Source organism: Pseudomonas sp. Irchel s3b6 (assembly GCF_900187415.1).
Lineage (GTDB): Bacteria > Pseudomonadota > Gammaproteobacteria > Pseudomonadales > Pseudomonadaceae > Aquipseudomonas.
The window spans coordinates 688,842-706,463 of the sequence record NZ_FYDM01000001.1; the positions used below are offsets into that span (position 1 = coordinate 688,842).

At 62.0% G+C, this 17,622-nt stretch carries 17 protein-coding genes; 12 read left to right on the forward strand and 5 right to left on the reverse strand.

Translation table 11 applies throughout. From position 1 onward, the window contains the following. The first annotated feature begins 318 nt into the window (after positions 1–318). The 3 genes from CKW07_RS03305 to CKW07_RS03315 all read left to right on the forward strand — a co-directional run bounded on the left by CKW07_RS03305 (position 319) and on the right by CKW07_RS03315 (position 2,718). On the forward strand, positions 319–1,020 hold the full coding sequence (locus CKW07_RS03305) for a response regulator transcription factor (protein ID WP_095143556.1): 702 nt from the start codon (positions 319–321) through the stop codon (positions 1,018–1,020). Between the two features lie 4 nt (positions 1,021–1,024). Beyond that, positions 1,025–2,326 (forward strand): ATP-binding protein, encoded by a 1,302-nt coding sequence (locus CKW07_RS03310; RefSeq protein WP_095143557.1) that lies wholly within the window; start codon positions 1,025–1,027, stop codon positions 2,324–2,326. Positions 2,327–2,502: 176 nt separating this feature from the next. Next, positions 2,503–2,718, forward strand: a complete 216-nt coding sequence (locus tag CKW07_RS03315; protein WP_095143558.1) for a hypothetical protein — start codon at positions 2,503–2,505, stop codon at positions 2,716–2,718. On the opposite strand, the gene CKW07_RS03320 is transcribed toward CKW07_RS03315, so the two are convergent. Beyond that, positions 2,708–4,105 (reverse strand): HAMP domain-containing sensor histidine kinase, encoded by a 1,398-nt coding sequence (locus CKW07_RS03320; RefSeq protein ID WP_095143559.1) that lies wholly within the window; start codon positions 4,103–4,105, stop codon positions 2,708–2,710. The genes CKW07_RS03315 and CKW07_RS03320 overlap by 11 nt on opposite strands. Next, a complete protein-coding gene (locus CKW07_RS03325) occupies positions 4,083–4,766 on the reverse strand; it encodes a response regulator transcription factor (protein WP_095143560.1) in 684 nt (227 codons plus the stop codon). The genes CKW07_RS03320 and CKW07_RS03325 overlap by 23 nt, the downstream gene beginning before the upstream one ends. Before the next feature lie 203 nt (positions 4,767–4,969). Here CKW07_RS03325 and CKW07_RS25590 point away from each other — a divergent pair, with 203 nt between their 5' ends. The 9 genes from CKW07_RS25590 (at position 4,970) to CKW07_RS25600 (ending at position 11,992) form a co-directional block, all read left to right on the forward strand. Then, on the forward strand, positions 4,970–5,293 hold the full coding sequence (locus CKW07_RS25590; RefSeq protein WP_095143615.1) for a hypothetical protein: 324 nt from the start codon (positions 4,970–4,972) through the stop codon (positions 5,291–5,293). Between the two features lie 387 nt (positions 5,294–5,680). Then, complete coding sequence (locus tag CKW07_RS03335) at positions 5,681–6,733, forward strand: YCF48-related protein (RefSeq protein ID WP_095143561.1); 1,053 nt, start codon at positions 5,681–5,683, stop codon at positions 6,731–6,733. Between the two features lie 32 nt (positions 6,734–6,765). After that, positions 6,766–9,141: an RND family transporter gene (locus CKW07_RS03340; protein WP_095143562.1), complete on the forward strand. Its 2,376-nt coding sequence runs from the start codon at positions 6,766–6,768 to the stop codon at positions 9,139–9,141. 155 nt (positions 9,142–9,296) lie between these two features. After that, entirely contained in the window at positions 9,297–9,593 is a 297-nt protein-coding gene (locus CKW07_RS03345; RefSeq protein ID WP_095143563.1) for a DUF5629 family protein, read from the forward strand. Then, positions 9,586–10,755, forward strand: coding sequence for a lactonase family protein (locus tag CKW07_RS03350; protein WP_095143564.1), 1,170 nt, complete (start codon positions 9,586–9,588; stop codon positions 10,753–10,755). The genes CKW07_RS03345 and CKW07_RS03350 overlap by 8 nt, the downstream gene beginning before the upstream one ends. Before the next feature lie 156 nt (positions 10,756–10,911). Continuing rightward, the gene (locus CKW07_RS03355) at positions 10,912–11,091 is read left to right on the forward strand and encodes a hypothetical protein (RefSeq protein WP_095143565.1); all 180 of its coding nucleotides are present in this window, start codon (positions 10,912–10,914) and stop codon (positions 11,089–11,091) included. A gap of 193 nt (positions 11,092–11,284) precedes the next feature. Continuing rightward, on the forward strand, positions 11,285–11,410 hold the full coding sequence (locus CKW07_RS25595; RefSeq protein WP_256577008.1) for a hypothetical protein: 126 nt from the start codon (positions 11,285–11,287) through the stop codon (positions 11,408–11,410). Between the two features lie 115 nt (positions 11,411–11,525). Continuing rightward, positions 11,526–11,738, forward strand: a complete 213-nt coding sequence (locus tag CKW07_RS03360; RefSeq protein ID WP_095143566.1) for a hypothetical protein — start codon at positions 11,526–11,528, stop codon at positions 11,736–11,738. Further along, positions 11,735–11,992, forward strand: a complete 258-nt coding sequence (locus CKW07_RS25600) for a hypothetical protein (RefSeq protein WP_095143567.1) — start codon at positions 11,735–11,737, stop codon at positions 11,990–11,992. The genes CKW07_RS03360 and CKW07_RS25600 overlap by 4 nt, the downstream gene beginning before the upstream one ends. Before the next feature lie 136 nt (positions 11,993–12,128). Here the strand turns inward: CKW07_RS25600 and CKW07_RS03370 are convergent, their stop codons facing one another. From CKW07_RS03370 to CKW07_RS03380, 3 genes are read right to left on the reverse strand one after another with little or no spacing between them, the layout of a single operon-like run. After that, complete coding sequence (locus CKW07_RS03370) at positions 12,129–12,740, reverse strand: glutathione S-transferase (protein WP_095143568.1); 612 nt, start codon at positions 12,738–12,740, stop codon at positions 12,129–12,131. Next, the gene (locus CKW07_RS03375) at positions 12,737–16,378 is read right to left on the reverse strand and encodes an AAA family ATPase (protein WP_095143569.1); all 3,642 of its coding nucleotides are present in this window, start codon (positions 16,376–16,378) and stop codon (positions 12,737–12,739) included. The genes CKW07_RS03370 and CKW07_RS03375 overlap by 4 nt, the downstream gene beginning before the upstream one ends. After that, a complete protein-coding gene (locus CKW07_RS03380) occupies positions 16,375–17,619 on the reverse strand; it encodes an exonuclease SbcCD subunit D C-terminal domain-containing protein (RefSeq protein WP_095143570.1) in 1,245 nt (414 codons plus the stop codon). Before CKW07_RS03380 ends, CKW07_RS03375 begins: the two co-directional genes overlap by 4 nt. Positions 17,620–17,622 lie beyond the last annotated feature (3 nt).

Consider the following 17,622-nt stretch of genomic DNA (forward strand, 5'->3'; position numbering starts at 1 on the left):
GTGGCTCTGTGAAATTGTGTGAAGGTTTTGCTCGCGTACGCGTGAGGGCGTATATCCTTGACGTCTTGATCTCTAATGCGACTGATCGATTGCTCTTGCGGACAAACCCCAATGCCAATCAGTTAAGCGAACGCCGACCTGTGTAGGAGCGAGCGTGCTCGCGATGGACGTTAACGATTACGCGTATTTTCTGAGTAATCGCGTAGCTCTTGAGTTCATCGCGAGCATGCTCGCTCCTACACGTTCGATCTCATTTCCTTAACTGATCGGCATTAGGACCAGCCCCGACAGTCACCTCAGCACTTCCTGGAAACACCCATGCCCAACATTCTCCTGGTCGAAGACGACTCCGCGCTCTCCGAGCTGATTGCCAGCTACCTCGAACGCAACGGCTATCAAGTCAGCGTGATCAGCCGTGGCGATCAGGTGCGCGAGCGTGCGCGGCTCACGACGCCGGACCTGGTGATCCTCGACCTGATGCTGCCAGGCCTGGATGGCCTGCAGGTGTGCCGCTTGTTGCGCGCCGACTCGGCAACGCTACCGATCCTCATGCTCACCGCCCGTGACGACAGCCACGACCAGGTGCTGGGCTTGGAGATGGGGGCCGACGACTACGTCACCAAACCCTGCGAGCCACGGGTGCTGCTGGCGCGGGTGCGCACCCTGTTGCGGCGCAGCAGCCTGAACGAGCCGCAGACCGCCAGCGACCGGATTCTCATGGGCAACCTGTGCATCGACTTGTCGGAACGCACCGTGACCTGGCGCGAGCAGCCGGTGGAGCTGTCCAGTGGCGAGTACAACCTGCTGGTGGTGCTGGCCCGGCATGCGGGTGAAGTGCTCAGCCGCGACCAGATCCTGCAACGCTTGCGCGGTATCGAATTCAACGGCACCGACCGCTCGGTGGACGTGGCCATTTCCAAACTGCGGCGCAAGTTCGACGACCACGCCGGCGAAGCGCGCAAGATCAAGACCGTGTGGGGCAAGGGCTATCTGTTCAGCCGTTCCGAGTGGGAATGCTGAAGCCATGTTGCGCATTCTGATTCGCCTGTACCTGATCACCATTGTCACCTTCAGTGCGGCGATCTATCTGGTCCCTGACCTGGTCATCAAGGTTTTTCACGAGCGTTTTGCCAGTTACAACCTCGACCATTCCCGAGGGGTGCAGAACCTCATCGTCCAACAGTTCCAGCGTGTGCCGCCCGAACAGTGGCCGGCGCTCGCCACTGAGATGGATCAACAGTTCCGGCCGTTGCAGATCGCGGTGGCGCGGATCGACGACAGCGGTTTTACCGCCCATGAGCGCGAGCGCTTGCAACGCGGCGAGATGGTCGTGCGCATGGGGGACTGGGGCTGGCGCACCTTGGCGGTGGCGCCATTGAACGCTGAGCTGGCGGTGAAGCTGATCGTCCCGCCCGACCCGATGGACGTCAGTCTGCTGTACTGGAGCATCAATGTGCTGATCGGCGCGGCGTTGCTGGCCTGCCTGCTGATCTGGCTGCGTCCGCACTGGCGTGACCTGGAACGCTTGAAACATACCGCCGAACGCTTCGGCAAGGGGCATCTGAGCGAGCGCACCCAGATTACCGCCAGTTCCAACATCGGCCATCTGGCCCATGTCTTCGACACCATGGCCGGCGACATCGAAGACCTGCTCAACCAGCAGCGTGACTTGCTCAATGCGGTGTCCCATGAACTGCGCACGCCCCTGACCCGTCTGGATTTTGGCCTGGCCCTGGCCCTGTCCGACGACTTGCCGGCCGCCAGCCGCGAGCGCTTGCAGGGGTTGGTGGCGCACATTCGCGAGCTGGACGAGTTGGTGCTGGAGTTGTTGTCCTACAGCCGGCTGCAAAACCCGGCGCGCCTGCCGGAGCAGGTGGAGGTGTCGCTGGACGAGTTCATCGACAGCATCCTGGGCAGCGTCGATGATGAACTGGAGTCGCCGCAGATCGTCATCGATGTGTTGCTGCACGGACAGCTTGAACGCTTCAGTCTCGACCCGCGCCTGACAGCTCGGGCCATTCAGAACCTGCTGCGCAATGCCATGCGCTATTGCGAAAAGCGCATTCAGGTCAGTGTGCAGGTCGTGGCCCAGGGCTGCGAAATCTGGGTCGACGACGACGGCATCGGCATCCCCGAGGACGAGCGCGAACGGATCTTCGAACCCTTCTACCGCCTGGACCGCAGCCGCGACCGCGCCACCGGCGGCTTCGGCCTCGGCCTGGCCATCAGCCGCCGGGCCCTGGAAGCCCAGGCCGGTACGCTGACGGTAGAAGCGTCGCCTTTGGGCGGGGCACGGTTCCGGCTCTGGCTACCGAGCCTCACCTGAGGTGACGGTCTGTTGACCCGATCGCTTGGACACGATCAAGCAGGGTCACGATCAATAAACGCGGTCAGCTTGCCCAACGACTGAACTATCAGAAACCCACGCGGCTCTACTGAACAGGCCGGCTCCTCGGGAGCGGGGCCTCTGATGGTTCAATCAACGCACTGGCAGGTTACCTCATGAACACTGTGTTCAGATCTGCGTTCACCGCCCTGTTGTTCGGACTCTGCGCCGCTGCCCTGAGCAGTTGTGCCAGCCCGCCGCCGCCCGTAGTGGTTCACGCGCCGCCCACCAAAGAGTGCAGCAGCACTGAAAACACCCAGGTGCTGGGCGATGCCCGGGCCGAGGGCGAAGTCACCCGGGTGACCACCAAAACGGTGTGCGTCACGCAGTAGCGGGCAGTAGACGCTGGCAGCAATCGAGCGTCAGGCGGGCGCCGCCCAGTTCGCTGCTGCCCACGTCCAGGCTGAAGCCGTGGAGGTTGACGATGGCAGCGACAATCGACAAACCCAGGCCGAAACCGCCGTTCTTGGCGGTGTCGTCGACACGGTAGAAACGCTGGAACACGGCGGCGCGCTTGTCCGCCGCAATGCCGGGGCCGGAGTCGAGCACTTCGATGCGTGTGCTGCCGGCGTTGTTGCTCGCCCGTACCCGCACCTGGCCGCCCGCCGGGGTGAACTTGATCGAGTTGCTCAGCAAGTTCGACAGGGCTTCGAACATCAGCGCCCGGTCGCCGGTCAGCGCCGGCAAGTCCTGCGGCGCTTGCAGGCTCAAGCTCAAGTGGCCTTCCTCGGCCAGTGGCAGGTAAAAATCGTGCAGTTCCTGCAGCAGCGGCAGTGGGTCGAACAGCACAAAGCCCGAGCGGCGTTGCTGGTCTTCCAGTTCGGAAATGCGTAGCAAGCCGCGAAAGCGCGCCATCAAGGTGTCGGTTTCGGCGATCACCTGGTCCAACTGGGCGGCCTCGCTCGAGCCTTCGGCAGCGTGTTGTTGCATGCGGTAGAGCTGGGCGCGCAAGCGGGTCAGCGGGGTACGCAGGTCGTGGGCGATGTTGTCGCAGACACCTTTGACTTCGTTGACCAGGCGCTCGATGCGTTCGAGCATGGCGTTGACGATAGCGGCCAGCATGTCCAGTTCGTCGCGTCGGCTGGACAGCGGTAACCGGTGGTTCAGGTTGCCGGCGACAATGGCTTCGGCGCTGGCCTGCAGGGCACGAATCCGTTGCAGCGGGCGCCGGCGCAACAGGTACCAGCCGGCGATACCGGGAATGATGGTCAGCGACACTCCCCACAGCAGTGCGTGCAGGATGATCCGGTTCACGGCAAACAGTGAGCCGTTGTCGCGTGCCAGCACCAGCCAGCGTCCATCCAGGGTGCGGGTCGCCACGGCATCGCAGCTGTCCGGCGGCAGGCTGGCGTCATCCGGTTCACTGCAACGGTCGAGTTCGTGCACCTTGCCGTCCAGCGGCAGGTCTGCCGGAATCTGCCGGATCAGCCCGTGCAAGGGCCGTTGCTGTTCGTCGAACAAGCCGTAGGCATCGACGCCGCGCTGGTCGAAGGTGGTGCTGGCGATCAGCGCTTCATCCAGTTGGATGCCGTGAAAGCGTGAGAACAGATGCTGGCGCTGCATCATCGAGTGCCGGGCCAGGTTGTCCAGGTAGTGCGACACCTCGTAGTACATCACCCCCATGAGCAAGCCGCTCCAGACCACGAACAGCGCGCTGTAGAGCGTCAGCAGGCGGCTGCTGGACGAACGCCAGCCTTTAGACGGGTTCAGCAATGACATAACCCGAGCCTCGCACGGTGCGGATCAGCGGCAGCAGGCCCGGTGGGTCGATCTTCTTGCGCAGCCGTCCGATGTGTACATCGATCAGGTTGGTGCCGGGGTCGAAGTGATAGCCCCAGACTTCCTCGAAGATCATCATCCGCGAGAGTATCTGCCCGGTGTTGCGCAGGAGAAATTCCAGCAACTTGTATTCGGTGGGCAGCAGCGTCAGCAGTTGTCCGGCACGGGAGGCTTCGCGGCTGATCAGGTTCAGCTCCAGGTCGGCCACCCGCAGCAGGGTTTGCACGTCCTTGACGGTGGTCTGGCGGCGCAGCAGGACTTCGACCCGGGCGGCCATTTCATCGGTGGCAAAGGGTTTGGTCAGGTAGTCGTCGCCACCGGCCCGCAAGCCGCGCACGCGCTCGTCGACATCGGAGAGGGCGCTGATCATCAGAATCGGCGTCGCCACCCCCATGGTGCGCAAGGTGGTGACAATGGCCAGCCCGTCGAGCTCCGGCAACATGCGGTCCAGGGTGATCAGGTCATAGTCGCCGCTGACCGCGCGGGCCAGGCCCTCGCGACCATTGGCCACCCAGTCCACGTCCAGGCCATGGCTACTCAGCTCGGCCACGATCTCCCGGGCGGTCACGGCGTCGTCTTCAATGGTCAGGATTCGGGTCATGGGGTTTGCCTGAAAGAAAATGAAACATGGGCACCAGTGTGCCAAGAAATGCCTGGCAGGTTTCTAAAAAAACTTTCATACAGGGTAGAGGGCGTGCTGCCGGATGGCGGCGAGACTTTTCATGTGATCGACGAACATTGATATCATCGGGCCATAACTTGCCTGGAGGCTTCAAGGTGCGCGCACTGTCCCGCCGTGGCTGGATGCCATTATTGATACTGTCGTCGGTCCTTTCGTTGGGCGTTGCCACTTCCTCGGCGTGGGCGGCGAATCAGCCCTGCTCGGGGAAAAAAGGCGGTATTGCCCGGTGTGATGGCGATATTTTCTTGTGTAATGACGGTTCCATCAGCGCCTCGAAAAAGAGCTGCTCGGCGGTGTTTGGCCAGAAGGCCGGCAGCACACGGCCTCAGCCTCTCTTGCAAGGCGATGGGAGTTGTCAGTGTGGCACGGGGGCCTTTTGCACAGGGCCCAGAGGCGGCGTCTATTGCCTGACCCCTAGTGGCAATAAAAGCTATAAGCGCAAGTAACCCACTTGTTCAAGGCATACCCATCCTTCGTGGTAAGGAAGCGAAGGTCTTCGCCCCGAACGTCCGGCCCCTCGCCAAGGCTCGGCCTGTTGAGTGGTGGTGCATTTGCTGGGTATGCCCATGCTTTGTGTTACGGGGCTAAGTGTGTTTTTGATCACGCCATGGGATGTCTTGTCATTCAGCGCCTACCCTTAGCCCTCAGGTTAACAAAAGATAACGTGGCGTCGATTGTCAGACGTTTCGAAAGCTGGATAGGATAGGCCAGCTTCCGAAGGGGCTCTAGATTGCAGGTTTGCGCACTATGCGACGAATCCGCCATCGGACGCACGCCCTGAACGGCGCCCTGAAAGGTTGAATGACCTAACAATAATAATGGGGGAAAGGTCTATGAGTGAGCCTGTCATGGGTGTGGGTATTGGCCGCCCGCCGGTATTACGCAGATTCGCGTTGCTGGCTACAGCGCTCTCGCTGTTGGGCACGGCCGTGTTGTCGGCGCCGGTGCTGGCGGTTGCCACGCCAGCGGTCGACACGGTCTATTCGATCGAGTCCGGCAAGTCCGCCAAGGGCTTGATGCTGGATGTCGTGCACGCCGGCAAACGCCTGATCGCGGTCGGTGATCGCGGGCACATTCTTTATTCCGATGACCAGGGTGTCACCTGGACCCAGGCCAAGGTGCCGACGCGCCAGCTGTTGACCTCGGTGTTCTTCGTCGATGACCAGCACGGCTGGGCCGTGGGGCACGATGCGCAGATCCTCGCCAGTGAAGACGGCGGCACCACCTGGACCAAGCAATTCGAAGATTTGAAACGCGAAGCGCCGTTGCTCGACGTCTGGTTCAAGGACGTCAACAACGGCTTTGCCGTGGGTGCCTACGGTGCGGTGCTGGAAACCAGCGACGGCGGCAAGCACTGGGAGGACGCCAGTGACCGCCTCGATAACGAAGACCAGTACCACCTCAACGCCATCACCGCAGTCAAGGATTCCGGGCTGTTCATTGTCGGCGAGCAGGGCAGCATGTTCCGCTCCGCCGACTGGGGGCAGACCTGGGAGCGCGTCGAGGGGCCGTATGAAGGCTCGCTCTTTGGCGTGATCGGCACCCGCCAACCGTCGACGCTGCTGGCTTACGGGCTGCGCGGCAACCTGTTCCGTTCCACCGATTTCGGCACGACCTGGGAGCCGGTTGAGCTCAAGGCCGCTCGCGGTGCGCTGGAGTTCGGGCTGTCGGGCGCCACCTTGCTCGATGACGGCTCCATCGTGATCGTCGGGAACGGCGGCAGCGTGGTGCGCAGCAGCGACGACGGGCAGACCTTCAGCGTGTTCAACCGACCGGATCGAATTTCCGTCTCGGCCGTCACCGCGGCGGGCAACGGCAATCTGATTCTGGCAGGACAGGGCGGCGTTCGCGTCACTTCGCCAAATGGCGCCGAGCTGAGCAAGTAAGCCGGGCAAATAACAAGAAGGCGAGGATTTCCATGAGCAGTCATCATCAAGACAAGGCGACGTTTCTCGAACGCCTGATTTTCAACAATCGCCCGGCGGTGATCATCATCTGCCTGGCGGTGAGTATCTTTCTGTTCTGGCAGGCGACGCTGATCCGGCCGTCCACCAGCTTCGAGAAAATGATCCCGCTGCAGCATCCCTTCATTGAAAAGATGATGGAGCACCGCAACGACCTGGCGAACCTGGGCAACACGGTGCGTATTTCCGTGGAGGCCACCAACGGTGACATCTTCTCCAAGGAATACATGGAGACCCTGCGTCAGATCCACGACGAGGTGTTCTACATTTCCGGGGTTGACCGTTCGGGCCTCAAGTCGCTGTGGAGCCCGAGCGTACGCTGGACCGAAGTGACCGAGGAAGGCTTTGCCGGCGGCGAAGTGATCCCGCAGAGCTACAATGGCTCGACTGACAGCCTCGACCAGTTGCGCAACAACGTGCTCAAGTCCGGCCAGGTCGGGCGCCTGGTGTCCAACGACTTCAAGTCGAGCATCATCGACATTCCGTTGCTGGAGTCCTACCCGGACCCGGAAGACCAGGGCAAGCTGCTGGCCCTGGACTACCAGAAGTTCTCCCACGAGCTTGAAGACAAGATCCGCAACAAGTTCGAACAACAGAACCCCAACATCCAGATCCACATCGTCGGTTTCGCCAAGAAAGTTGGCGACCTGATCGATGGCCTGCTCATGGTGGTGATGTTCTTCGGTGTGGCTTTCGTCATCACCCTGTTCCTGCTGCTGTGGTTCACCAACTGCCTGCGCAGTACCGTGGCGGTGTTGAGTACGACCCTGGTGGCGGTGATCTGGCAGCTGGGCCTGATGCACGCATTCGGCTTCGGTCTGGACCCGTATTCGATGCTGGTGCCGTTTCTGATTTTCGCCATCGGCATTTCCCACGGCGTACAGAAAATCAACGGTATCGCCCTGCAGTCCAGCGAGGCGGACAACGCCCTGACAGCTGCCCGACGCACGTTCCGTCAGTTGTTCCTCCCGGGCATGATCGCGATCCTGGCGGACGCGGTGGGTTTCATTACCTTGCTGATCATCGACATCGGGGTGATCCACGAGCTGGCCATTGGCGCCTCCATCGGTGTGGCCGTGATTGTGTTCACCAACCTGATCCTGCTGCCCGTGGCGATTTCCTATGTCGGCATCAGCAAGCGCGCGATCGAGCGCAGCAAAAAAGACGCGACCCGTGAACACCCGTTCTGGCGCCTGCTGTCGAATTTTGCCAGCTCGAAAGTCGCGCCGGTCTCGATCCTCATCGCGCTGGTCGCCTTTGGTGGCGGCCTCTGGTACAGCAAGAACCTGAAGATCGGTGACCTCGATCAGGGGGCGCCGGAGCTGCGTCCGGACTCGCGCTACAACCAGGACAACAACTTCATCATCAGCAATTACTCCACCAGCTCCGATGTGCTGGTGGTGATGGTCAAGACCAAGTCCGAAGGCTGCTCGCGCTACGAAGCCATGGCGCCGATCGACGAACTGATGTGGAAGATGCAGAACACCGAGGGCGTGCAGTCGGCGATCTCGCTGGTCACGGTGTCCAAGCAGATGATCAAGGGCATGAACGAGGGCAACCTGAAATGGGAAACCCTGTCGCGCAACCCTGATGTGCTGAACAACTCCATTGCCCGGGCCGACGGCCTGTACAACAATAGTTGCTCGCTGGCGCCGGTACTGGTGTTCCTCAACGACCACAAGGCCGAGACCCTCGACCGCGCGGTGCATGCGGTGCAGGAGTTCGCCCAGGAAAACAACAAGGACGGCCTGGAGTTCATCCTCGCGGCCGGTAACGCCGGGATCGAAGCGGCCACCAACGAGGTGATCAAGGAATCGGAACTGACCATCCTGATCCTGGTGTACATCTGCGTGGCCACCATGTGCATGATCACCTTCCGCTCCTGGGCGGCGACCTTGTGCATCGTGTTGCCGCTGGTGCTGACCTCGGTGCTGGGCAACGCCCTGATGGCCTTCATGGGCATCGGTGTGAAAGTCGCGACCTTGCCAGTGGTGGCGCTCGGGGTGGGGATTGGCGTGGACTACGGCATCTACATCTACAGCCGCCTGGAAAGCTTCCTGCGTGCCGGCCTGCCGCTGCAAGAGGCCTACTACCAGACCCTCAAGTCCACGGGTAAAGCGGTGCTGTTCACCGGCCTGTGCCTGGCCATCGGCGTGTGCACCTGGATCTTCTCGGCGATCAAGTTCCAGGCCGACATGGGCCTGATGCTGACCTTCATGCTGCTGTGGAACATGTTCGGCGCACTGTGGCTGCTGCCAGCGCTGGCGCGTTTCCTGATCAAGCCGGAGAAACTGGCCGGGCAGAAGGGCAACTCGCTGTTCGCTCACTGATCCTCGCCTGACATGAAAAAGCCGCAACCCTCGGGTTGCGGTTTTTTTTTGCTGGATCAATCAACATCCGCAGAGAAGGCGTGGCGCAGTAGACCTGACACCCCTCGCGGGACGATGGGCTATCATGGCGCCTTTCAACTTGAAGATTGATCGCCATGACTGCTGCAACCGACACCCTGCTCAACGCCCTCGAAAGCTGTGACATGCTGGAAATCGATGGCCTGCACGCCTTTGACTTCTCGCTGGACGAGGACGATCAGTTGCACATCGAATGCATGGACGGCCGCGCGGCCAAGCGTTGGGTGTTCAGCATGGCCCAGGTGCAGGCGGCGGTATTCGATGCCTCCTTGCAAAGCTGGACCATCACCGGTGATTCCGGCGAACACCGCCTGGTGTGCCTGAGCGCGTTCAGCGGTGCCAACGACGAAGACGACGAGCGTGAGGATGCGTAACGTCTGGCCATTGTTGATGGCCGGCAGCCTGGGGGCGATGAGCGCGCAGGCGGCGCCCGCCGAGTTGCATGACCTGTTGGTCGGCAGCTACACCCAGGGCCAGAGTCAAGGCATCTACCGACTGCAGTTCGACAGCCAGAGCGGCCAGCTCAATGCCACCCCCCTGCAGGTGGTCAAGAGTAGCAACCCGTCGTGGCTGACCGTGTCCAGCGACCAGCGCCAGCTATTCGTGGTCAACGAAAACGGGCCGGGGCAAGCCGATCCGGTAGGGCGGGTCAGCAGCTTTTCGATCGAGCCCAAGACCCGTCAACTGAGCCTGATCAACCAGGTGCAGAGCCTGGGCAACGAGCCGACCCATTCAAGCCTGAGTGCGGACGGCCAGTACCTGTTCGTCAGCAACTACTCGGTGGCCGAAGACCCGGGCGGTAGCCTGGCGGTATTGCCGGTCAACGCCGAAGGCCGGCTGGAGCCGGTCGTGCAACTGAGCAGCCATCCCGCGAGCCGGGTCAATCCCGAGCGGCAGATGTCGGCTCACGTTCACTCGACGGTGTCGTCGCCTGACGGTCAGTACGTGTTCTCCAGTGACCTGGGGGCCGACAAGGTGTTTGTCTACCGCTACGACCCCAAGGCCAATCCGCAGCGACCGCTGAAGGCTGCCACGCCGGCCTCGGTGTCGTTGCCGGCGGGTAGCGGGCCCCGTCATCTGTTGTTCAGCGGTGATGGCAAGCACGCATACCTGACCCTGGAAATGAGTGCGCAAGTGGCGGTGTTCGATTACCAGGCCGGCCAGTTGACCCAGCGTCAGCTGGTGGATCTGGCGGCGGGGCAACCGGCTGCCAGGAAAGCCGCCGCGGCGCTGCATGCATCAACGGACGGTAAGTTCCTGTATGTCAGCAACCGTGGCACTGCCAATGAATTGCTGGTGTTTGCCATCGACCCGCTCAGCGGTGAGCTCAAGGCGCTGCAACGGCGCGCGGCAGACGGCGATCACCCTCGTGAGTTCAGCCTCGATCCGAGCGGCAGATTTGTGCTGGTAGCCAACCAGAAGAGCAACCAGGTCGTCGTCATTGAACGGGATGTGAACACCGGGCTGTTGGGCAAAACCGTGCAAAAAGTGCCGTTCGACGCTCCCAGCGATATCCGCTTCTTCCTCCATCAGTAAACCGCAGGCCCCGCCTGCCGGGGCTTCTACGGTTCTATTAATCGCAGTGATATCCGCTACTGCTACAAAAGATTTCAAGCGCGACAACCCTCGGGCGTACGTTTGCTCCACGGCCTACACAGGCAAGCACGCCAACTGAATACGAGGGTTACCGCCATGAACTTCAATCTCTTCTCCGTGATCGCCGCGTCCGCCATCTCCGCCAGCGTTGCGCTGCCGGCCAGTGCCAGTGTCGAGATCAACTCGAAAAAATCCGGCACCCACACCTACACCCAGAAATACCTGCAACAGAGCGCCAACTTCTACGCCGCGCTGGACCACAAGATCCAGCACTGAGATTCAATACCTGCCGAGTTGATGCAGGCGCGAAGTCACTGGATCCGTATCCGGACAACGGTGATGTCGTGCCTGCATGACGCATTTGCGACAAATCGCGGCGTCGACGTAAAAAAAGCGGGTAATGGCACATGGCTATATGTTTAAATTTGACGCTAATAAATTGACTCAATCTGTCCAAAGGATCGACGACATGGCAATGCGTCTGGCTGTGGTTCTGCTGTTTCTCTATTCCACCCCGATTCTCTCTGCAGCACAGCCTGTCGAAGGCGAACCTGAAGTGTCGCGCGAGCGCTTGATGAGCCTGTTGCACGACTGACGTACGTTGGTTGATCGATCAATTTAACTGATAGCTACTATGGATAAAGGTCACTATTCATAGCTGCTTGATTGATTGATTCTGTGGGCACTGAAACATGCCCACGGAGAACCCCATGGCCAGCACCCTTCTTACTTCTGCCAAGCACGGCGCCTACGTTGCCATCGGTGTGTACGTGGCCATGGTCCTGGTCGTCAGCCTGTCGACTCAATCGCAACGGGACATTCAGGCGCCGATAGAGGTCACATACCCCTCTACCCAGTTCGAGCATCGCGCCCACAGCGCAAGCCTTGATTCAACCGACGTTGTGCAAGCGGTGGTGCTATGAGAGGACGCAAGCTCTGGGTCGTGGCCTTCCTGGCATTCTTGACCAATGGTGCTTCACTGCTTGGCGTCGGCCAGGCCTCGGCAGGCTCGCTGGCGCGGGCCATCGAGTGCAATCACACCATCGCCCGCAACATCGAAACGGCCAAGGCGCAGGGATTGTTGGCGGGGAATCCTCCCTGCAGATCCAGGTCGCCGATTCGGGGGCCGTTTCAGGTGAATTGCCAGTCGCTGAAAATGTGTAGCGCCCTGGCTTAACCCTCAATGCCGCGTTGTAGGAGCGAGCGTGCTCGCGATGAACCTGAGAGCGCCATGGGGTGTCAGGCTGCACACGTTATCGTTGACGACCTTCGCGAGCGCGCTCGCTCCTACCTCCTACAAAGGTTGGCGTGGGTTACCCCGGGTTTTTTGCCATCACCGCGCTGAACAATGCTGACGCCAGGATCCCCTCCAGCCAGGCCTGCAGATGCCGATACGGCGTCTGCGCAAACCAGTCACGGTCGACATGGGCGAATTGGCGTATGAACGGCGCCAGCGCGACGTCCGCCAGGCTCAAATGGTCGGCCAGCAAAAACCGCTGCTGTTGCAGCAACCCGTCGAGCGTGCGCAAGAACACCTCGCCCTCGGTGCGGTAGTGCTCCATCGCGTGCTCCGGGTAACGCTCGGCATACTTGTAGCGATTGAGATGCAGCTTGAACACCTGATCGTTTTCTTCGATCAGCGCCGCCGCCAGCTGTTGTGCGGCGGGGTTGTCCTTGAGCAGCCAGTCCTGGGGGTCATGCTGGTCCAGTGCCCAGCGCATGATCTCCAGGCTCTCGTCGATCACCCGGCCGTCAAGGCTCAACACTGGCACCGTGCCCTTGCTCGACAGCGCGAGCATCTGCGGCGGCTTGGCCTTGAGGCTGACCTCGACGATGTGTACGTCCACGGCGCTGTAACGCAGGGCCATGCGCGCTCGCATGGCGTAGGGGCAGCGGCGGAAGGAGTAGAGCGTCGGCGTGCTCATTTGACCTCCAGGGTACTGAGTCCATTGCCCTGGCGGCGCACCTGGATCTGCACCGGAATCCGTTCGTGCATCTCCTGGACGTGGGAGATCACCGCGACTTTGCGGCCTTGCGCCTGCAAGCCGTCGAGGGCGTCCATCGCCAGTTGCAGAGACTCGGGGTCGAGGCTGCCGAAGCCTTCATCGATGAACAACGACTCGATTTTCAGCGTGCTTGAGGCCATCGATGCCAAGCCTAGCGCCAGTGCCAGCGAGACGAGGAAGGTTTCGCCCCCGGACAGTGAGTGCACCGAGCGCAGTTCGTCGCCCATCTCGGTGTCCATCACCAGCAGGCCGAGCATGCTGCCACCGCGCTTGAGCCGGTAGCGTCGCACCAACTGGCGCAACTGGGCGTTGGCGTGATGCACCAGCAGGTCGAGGTTGTAGGCCTGGGCGATCTTGCGGAAGGTGTCACCGGTGGCCGAGCCGATCAGGGCATTGAGTCGAGCCCAGCGTTGCCACTCGTTGTAGGCCTCATTGATGCGCTGCGCCAGCGCCTGATTGGCCTCCTGGCGGCGTTGATCCTCGGCTTGCTGCGCACGCAGTTCGGCGCACAGCTGTTCGCTGATCCCGGCCTGGGCCTGAAGCTCAAGCAGTGCCTGGGCCAACTGCTCGTGCGCAAGGTTGCCATTGTGCTGAGCCTGATGGCCTTGCAGGCGTTGTTCACGCTCCTGCAGTAGCACCCTGGCTTGCTCGACGGCTTTCTCGCTCAGTTGCAGCTGTTGGCGCAACTGGCTGACCTGCTCGTCGCTGAACGCCAGCAGGTGTTCCAGGCCAGCGTCGTCCAGTTCCGGATGCAGGGCGCGCCAGTCGGCGATCTTGCCTCCCGACTCCAGGCTTTGCGCTTGCAGTGCCTGCTGACGTTGTTGCTCGGCTTTCAGTTCGGCGGCCAATTGGATCAGTTGACTGCGCACTTCCTGCAATTGCTGGTTGGCGGTGGCTTGCGCCTGGCGCGCCTGTTCAACGCCAAGATCGAGCTGCTGTTGCCAGTGTTCGGCGCTTGGTTGCTCACCCAGCAGGTGCGCCAGCGTCTGTCGGGCGCTGTGCTGTTGCTCGGCGAGTGCGTTGAATTGCTGTTGCGCCGCTTCCAGTTGTTGGCCGCGCGTGAGCTGGCGGTCCTGTTCTTTCTCGAGGGTTTGTTGACGTTGCTGCTGCTCGCCGAGCTCTTCGCGTTGTAGCTCCAGGTGCTCCAGGCGTTGGGCAACTTGCTGGTCGAGCTGCATGAAGGTCGCGGCAGGCTCATTGCGCAAGCCTTCAAGGGTGGGGGCCGGGAGCAGGGCGCTGAAGGCCTTGAGTTCTTCTTCCAGGCGTTGGCTGTCGCTGCTCAGCTCGCGCTGCTGGATCGTCAGCTGCTGGGCCGCCTGTTGGCTAGCGTGCTCGACGGTCTGCAGTTGTTGCGCCAGGCGCGCGGCGTCTTGCTGCAGGGTGAGCAGGGCGTTTTGCCGTTGTTCATCCTGGGCGATGTTCTGAGCAAACTGCGCGTTTTGTTGCGTCAGCCAGGCGTCGCGCTTGACTGCGTCCTGGGCCAGCAAGGATGCGGCCAGCGGATGGGCTTCAAGGATGGGCGTCAGGCTCTGCAGTTGAGTGGCGAGCTGTTCCTGCTGTTGCAGCAGTTCTTTTTGCTGGGCAATCCGCCCGCCCACTTCGGTACGTAGGTCGGCGAGTTTTTCCTTGAGCAGATCGACGGCTTGCTGCGCGTTGGCCTGTTCACTTTCATCGTGCCGACCCAGGCTTTGCAGCAAGGTTTCGGGCTGATGATATGGATGCTCGACGCTGCCACAGACCGGGCACGGCTGATCGTCCTGCAACTGCCCGCGCAATTCTTCGACGCTGGCACTGCGCGCCAGGCGCTGACGTTCCAGTAACTCCTGCGTGACCTTCAAGGTCTGCTCGGCCAGCGTCAGCTCGGCCTTGGCCTGCACGCCTTCGCGGGTCAGGCGCTCGCGCTCGCTGTGCACGCTGTGCAGGCGTTGTTGCAGGGCTTGGCCGCGATGGTCGAGGTCCTGCTGGCTGGCCCACAACCGTGCCAGCTCTTCGATGGCGCGCTGCTGTTTGCGGTTGTCTTGCAGCAGGCTGCCGAGGATCTGAATCTGTTCGGCCACCGCTTCGGGTTCCGCCCCGGCCTCGCGGTACAGCAACTCCAGCTGTGTGCGCTGTTCGTCCAGTTGCCTGGCGCTGTCCGCTGCCCGTTGCTCAAGCCCGAGCAGTTCGGCCTGGCCCTGTTTCAGGCGATTGCCCACCAGCATCAGTTGCTGCAGGCGTTCACGATGAACGTTCCAAGCATCGCTGACCGGTGCCAGGTGCAGGCTGTTCTCCAACTGCGTGGCCATGTTCGCCAGGCGTTCGGCCACCCGTTGTTGCTGATCCAGCAGCCCGGTGATGGTCAGCTGGCCGTCAGCGTTGGCCTGCTCGGCGTTGTGCTTGAGTTCGGCCGCCGTGCTGATGGTCTGGTTCAGGCGCGCCAGGTTGCCCTGTTCTTCGAAGGCCTGACGCACCAGCGGGGCGTTGCTGCTGTGCTGGCTCTGGGCCTGGACCAGCGCGGCGTTGGCCGCCTCCAGAGCCTGCTCCAGTTGCGCCTGGTGCTGTTGCCGTTCGTGGTGCTGTTGATGGTGTTGCTGGATCAGCATCGCCAGCGGGCTCAGTTGCGCCGTGAGTTCGGCGTGTCGGGCAAACAGGTGACGCTGTGGCGCCAGGTGTTCCAGGCGCGTCAGGTCCAGGCGTTCGCTGGCCTGTGCCGCCCATGACTGTTGTGCCTGCTGCAGCTGCTCGGCGCCAGCCTGTTGCTGGTCCTGCAACGACTGCAGTTCCTTGAGCCAGGTGTTTTGCTGCTCCAGCTGCTTGAGTTGGGCTTGTTGGGTGCTGAGCTGTTGTCGGGCGTCGTTGAAGCGTTGGTCGAGTTCGGCGCGCGCTTCGGGGTCCAGTGGCGTGATGCCGCTGGCCTGGTCTTGCAGGAGCTTGTGGGCTTCGCGGGTTTCCTTGGCCTTGTCGAACGCACGCTTGCCCAAACGGGTGTAGAGCGCGGTGTCGGTGAGCTTTTCCAGCAGCTCGCTGCGGTCGTTGTCATCGGCCTTGAGGAAGGCGCTGAACTCGCTTTGGGCCAGCATCACCGCACGGGTGAACTGTTCGAAGTTCAGGCCCAGCACGGCTTCGAGCTGGCTCTTGTATTCGCCTTTCTGGCTGGCCAGCAGTTGATCGGTGTCCAGGTCGCGCAGGCTCTGGCGGCTGGCCTGCAGTTTGCCGTTGGCTTTTTCCCGGGCGCGATTGGCTTCCCAGCGTGCGCGATAGCGGCGGCCGTCGATCCCGTGGAAATCCACCTCGGCATAGCCCTCGCCGGTGCCGCGTCGCAGCAGGGTGCGCGGGTCGCCCGTGGCAATCTCGCCGTCGGCATCCGGCACCTTGGCGTCCCGCCCGGTGTTGTTCAGGCGCGGCACCGCGCCAAACAGCGCCAGGCACAAGGCATCGAGCAAGGTGCTTTTGCCGGCGCCGGTGGGTCCGGTGATGGCGAACAGGCCGGCACTGGCCAGCGGTTCGGCGGTGAAGTCGATCTCGAAGGGGCCTGCCAGGGAGGCGAGGTTCTTCAGGCGGATCGCGAGGATCTTCATGGCTGTTCGCACTCCTGCTGAACGTCCTGCAGCAACCGGGCAAAGTCGTTGAGGGTCTGTTCGTCGACCGCACTGCCGTAGTTGTCCAGCCAGGCGCGGCTGAACAGTTCCTGTGGGGTCAGTTGATCCAGTTCAATCAACTGGCTGCTGTCGTCGCTGGCGTCCCGCCCACCGGCACCTGCGTATTCGGCGGCGATGCGTACCAGGCGCACGGCCTTGCCTTGCAGCGCGGTTTCGATTTGCTGGCGCAGGTCCGGTTGCGGTTCGTCCAGGCGTACCCGGACTTCAAGCCAGGGCTGGCGCTGGATGTCGGCCAGCAGGTCGATGTCCGGCAGTTGCGCCAGTTGAGCGAGGATTTCACTCAGCGGCGCCGGGCCCAGACGTTGCAGTTCCACGGCCCGGGGGATCAGGCGCGGTTCGACGCTGACCAGTGTTTCGCCCTCCAGGGCAATGTCGAGAATCTGGTGCGGGTAGTTGATCTCGGAAAACGACAACGGAATCGGCGAGCCGCAGTAGCGAATGCGCTCCTCGCCGTTGACCTTCTGCGGCTTGTGCAGGTGGCCCAGGGCGACGTAGCTGATGCTCGGGCCGAACAGGCTGGCGGGCAACGCTTCGGCGTTGCCGATGATCAGGCTGCGTTCGGAGTCCTCGGACACCGAGCCGCCGGCCATGTGTGCATGGCTGATGGCGATCAGTGCCTGGCCCGGCTGGCGTTTGGCATTGGCGGCCTCAATCAGCCACTCATGCACCTGGCCGATGCCACGCAGGTAGTCATCGCCCAGGTGGGCCCCGGTGACTTCGGCGGGCCGCAGGAACGGCAGCGCCAGGCACCAGCCGGCGATGGCTCCCGAGGTGTCCGGCAGTGGAATCAGCAGGCGTTCGGCGTCCAGTTGCCCGTCATCCAGCCACAAGACCCGGCCCAGCGCGTGCGTGCGCAAGCGACGCATCAGCGGCGCGGGCAACTCGATGCGCGAGCCTGAGTCGTGGTTACCGGCGATCATCACGATGGTCAGCGCCGGTTGTTGCTCGTGAGCGCTGACGATGAAATCGTACAGGCGTTCCTGGGCTTTGACCGGCGGGTTCACCGTGTCGAAGATATCGCCGGCGATCAGCAGTACGTCGGGCTGTGCCTGCGCCAGTTGCCGCAGCAGCCACTCAAGGAAGCACGCGTGTTCGAAGTCGCGTTCCTGGCCATGCAGGTTTTGCCCAAGGTGCCAGTCGGAGGTGTGAAACAGACGCAAGGC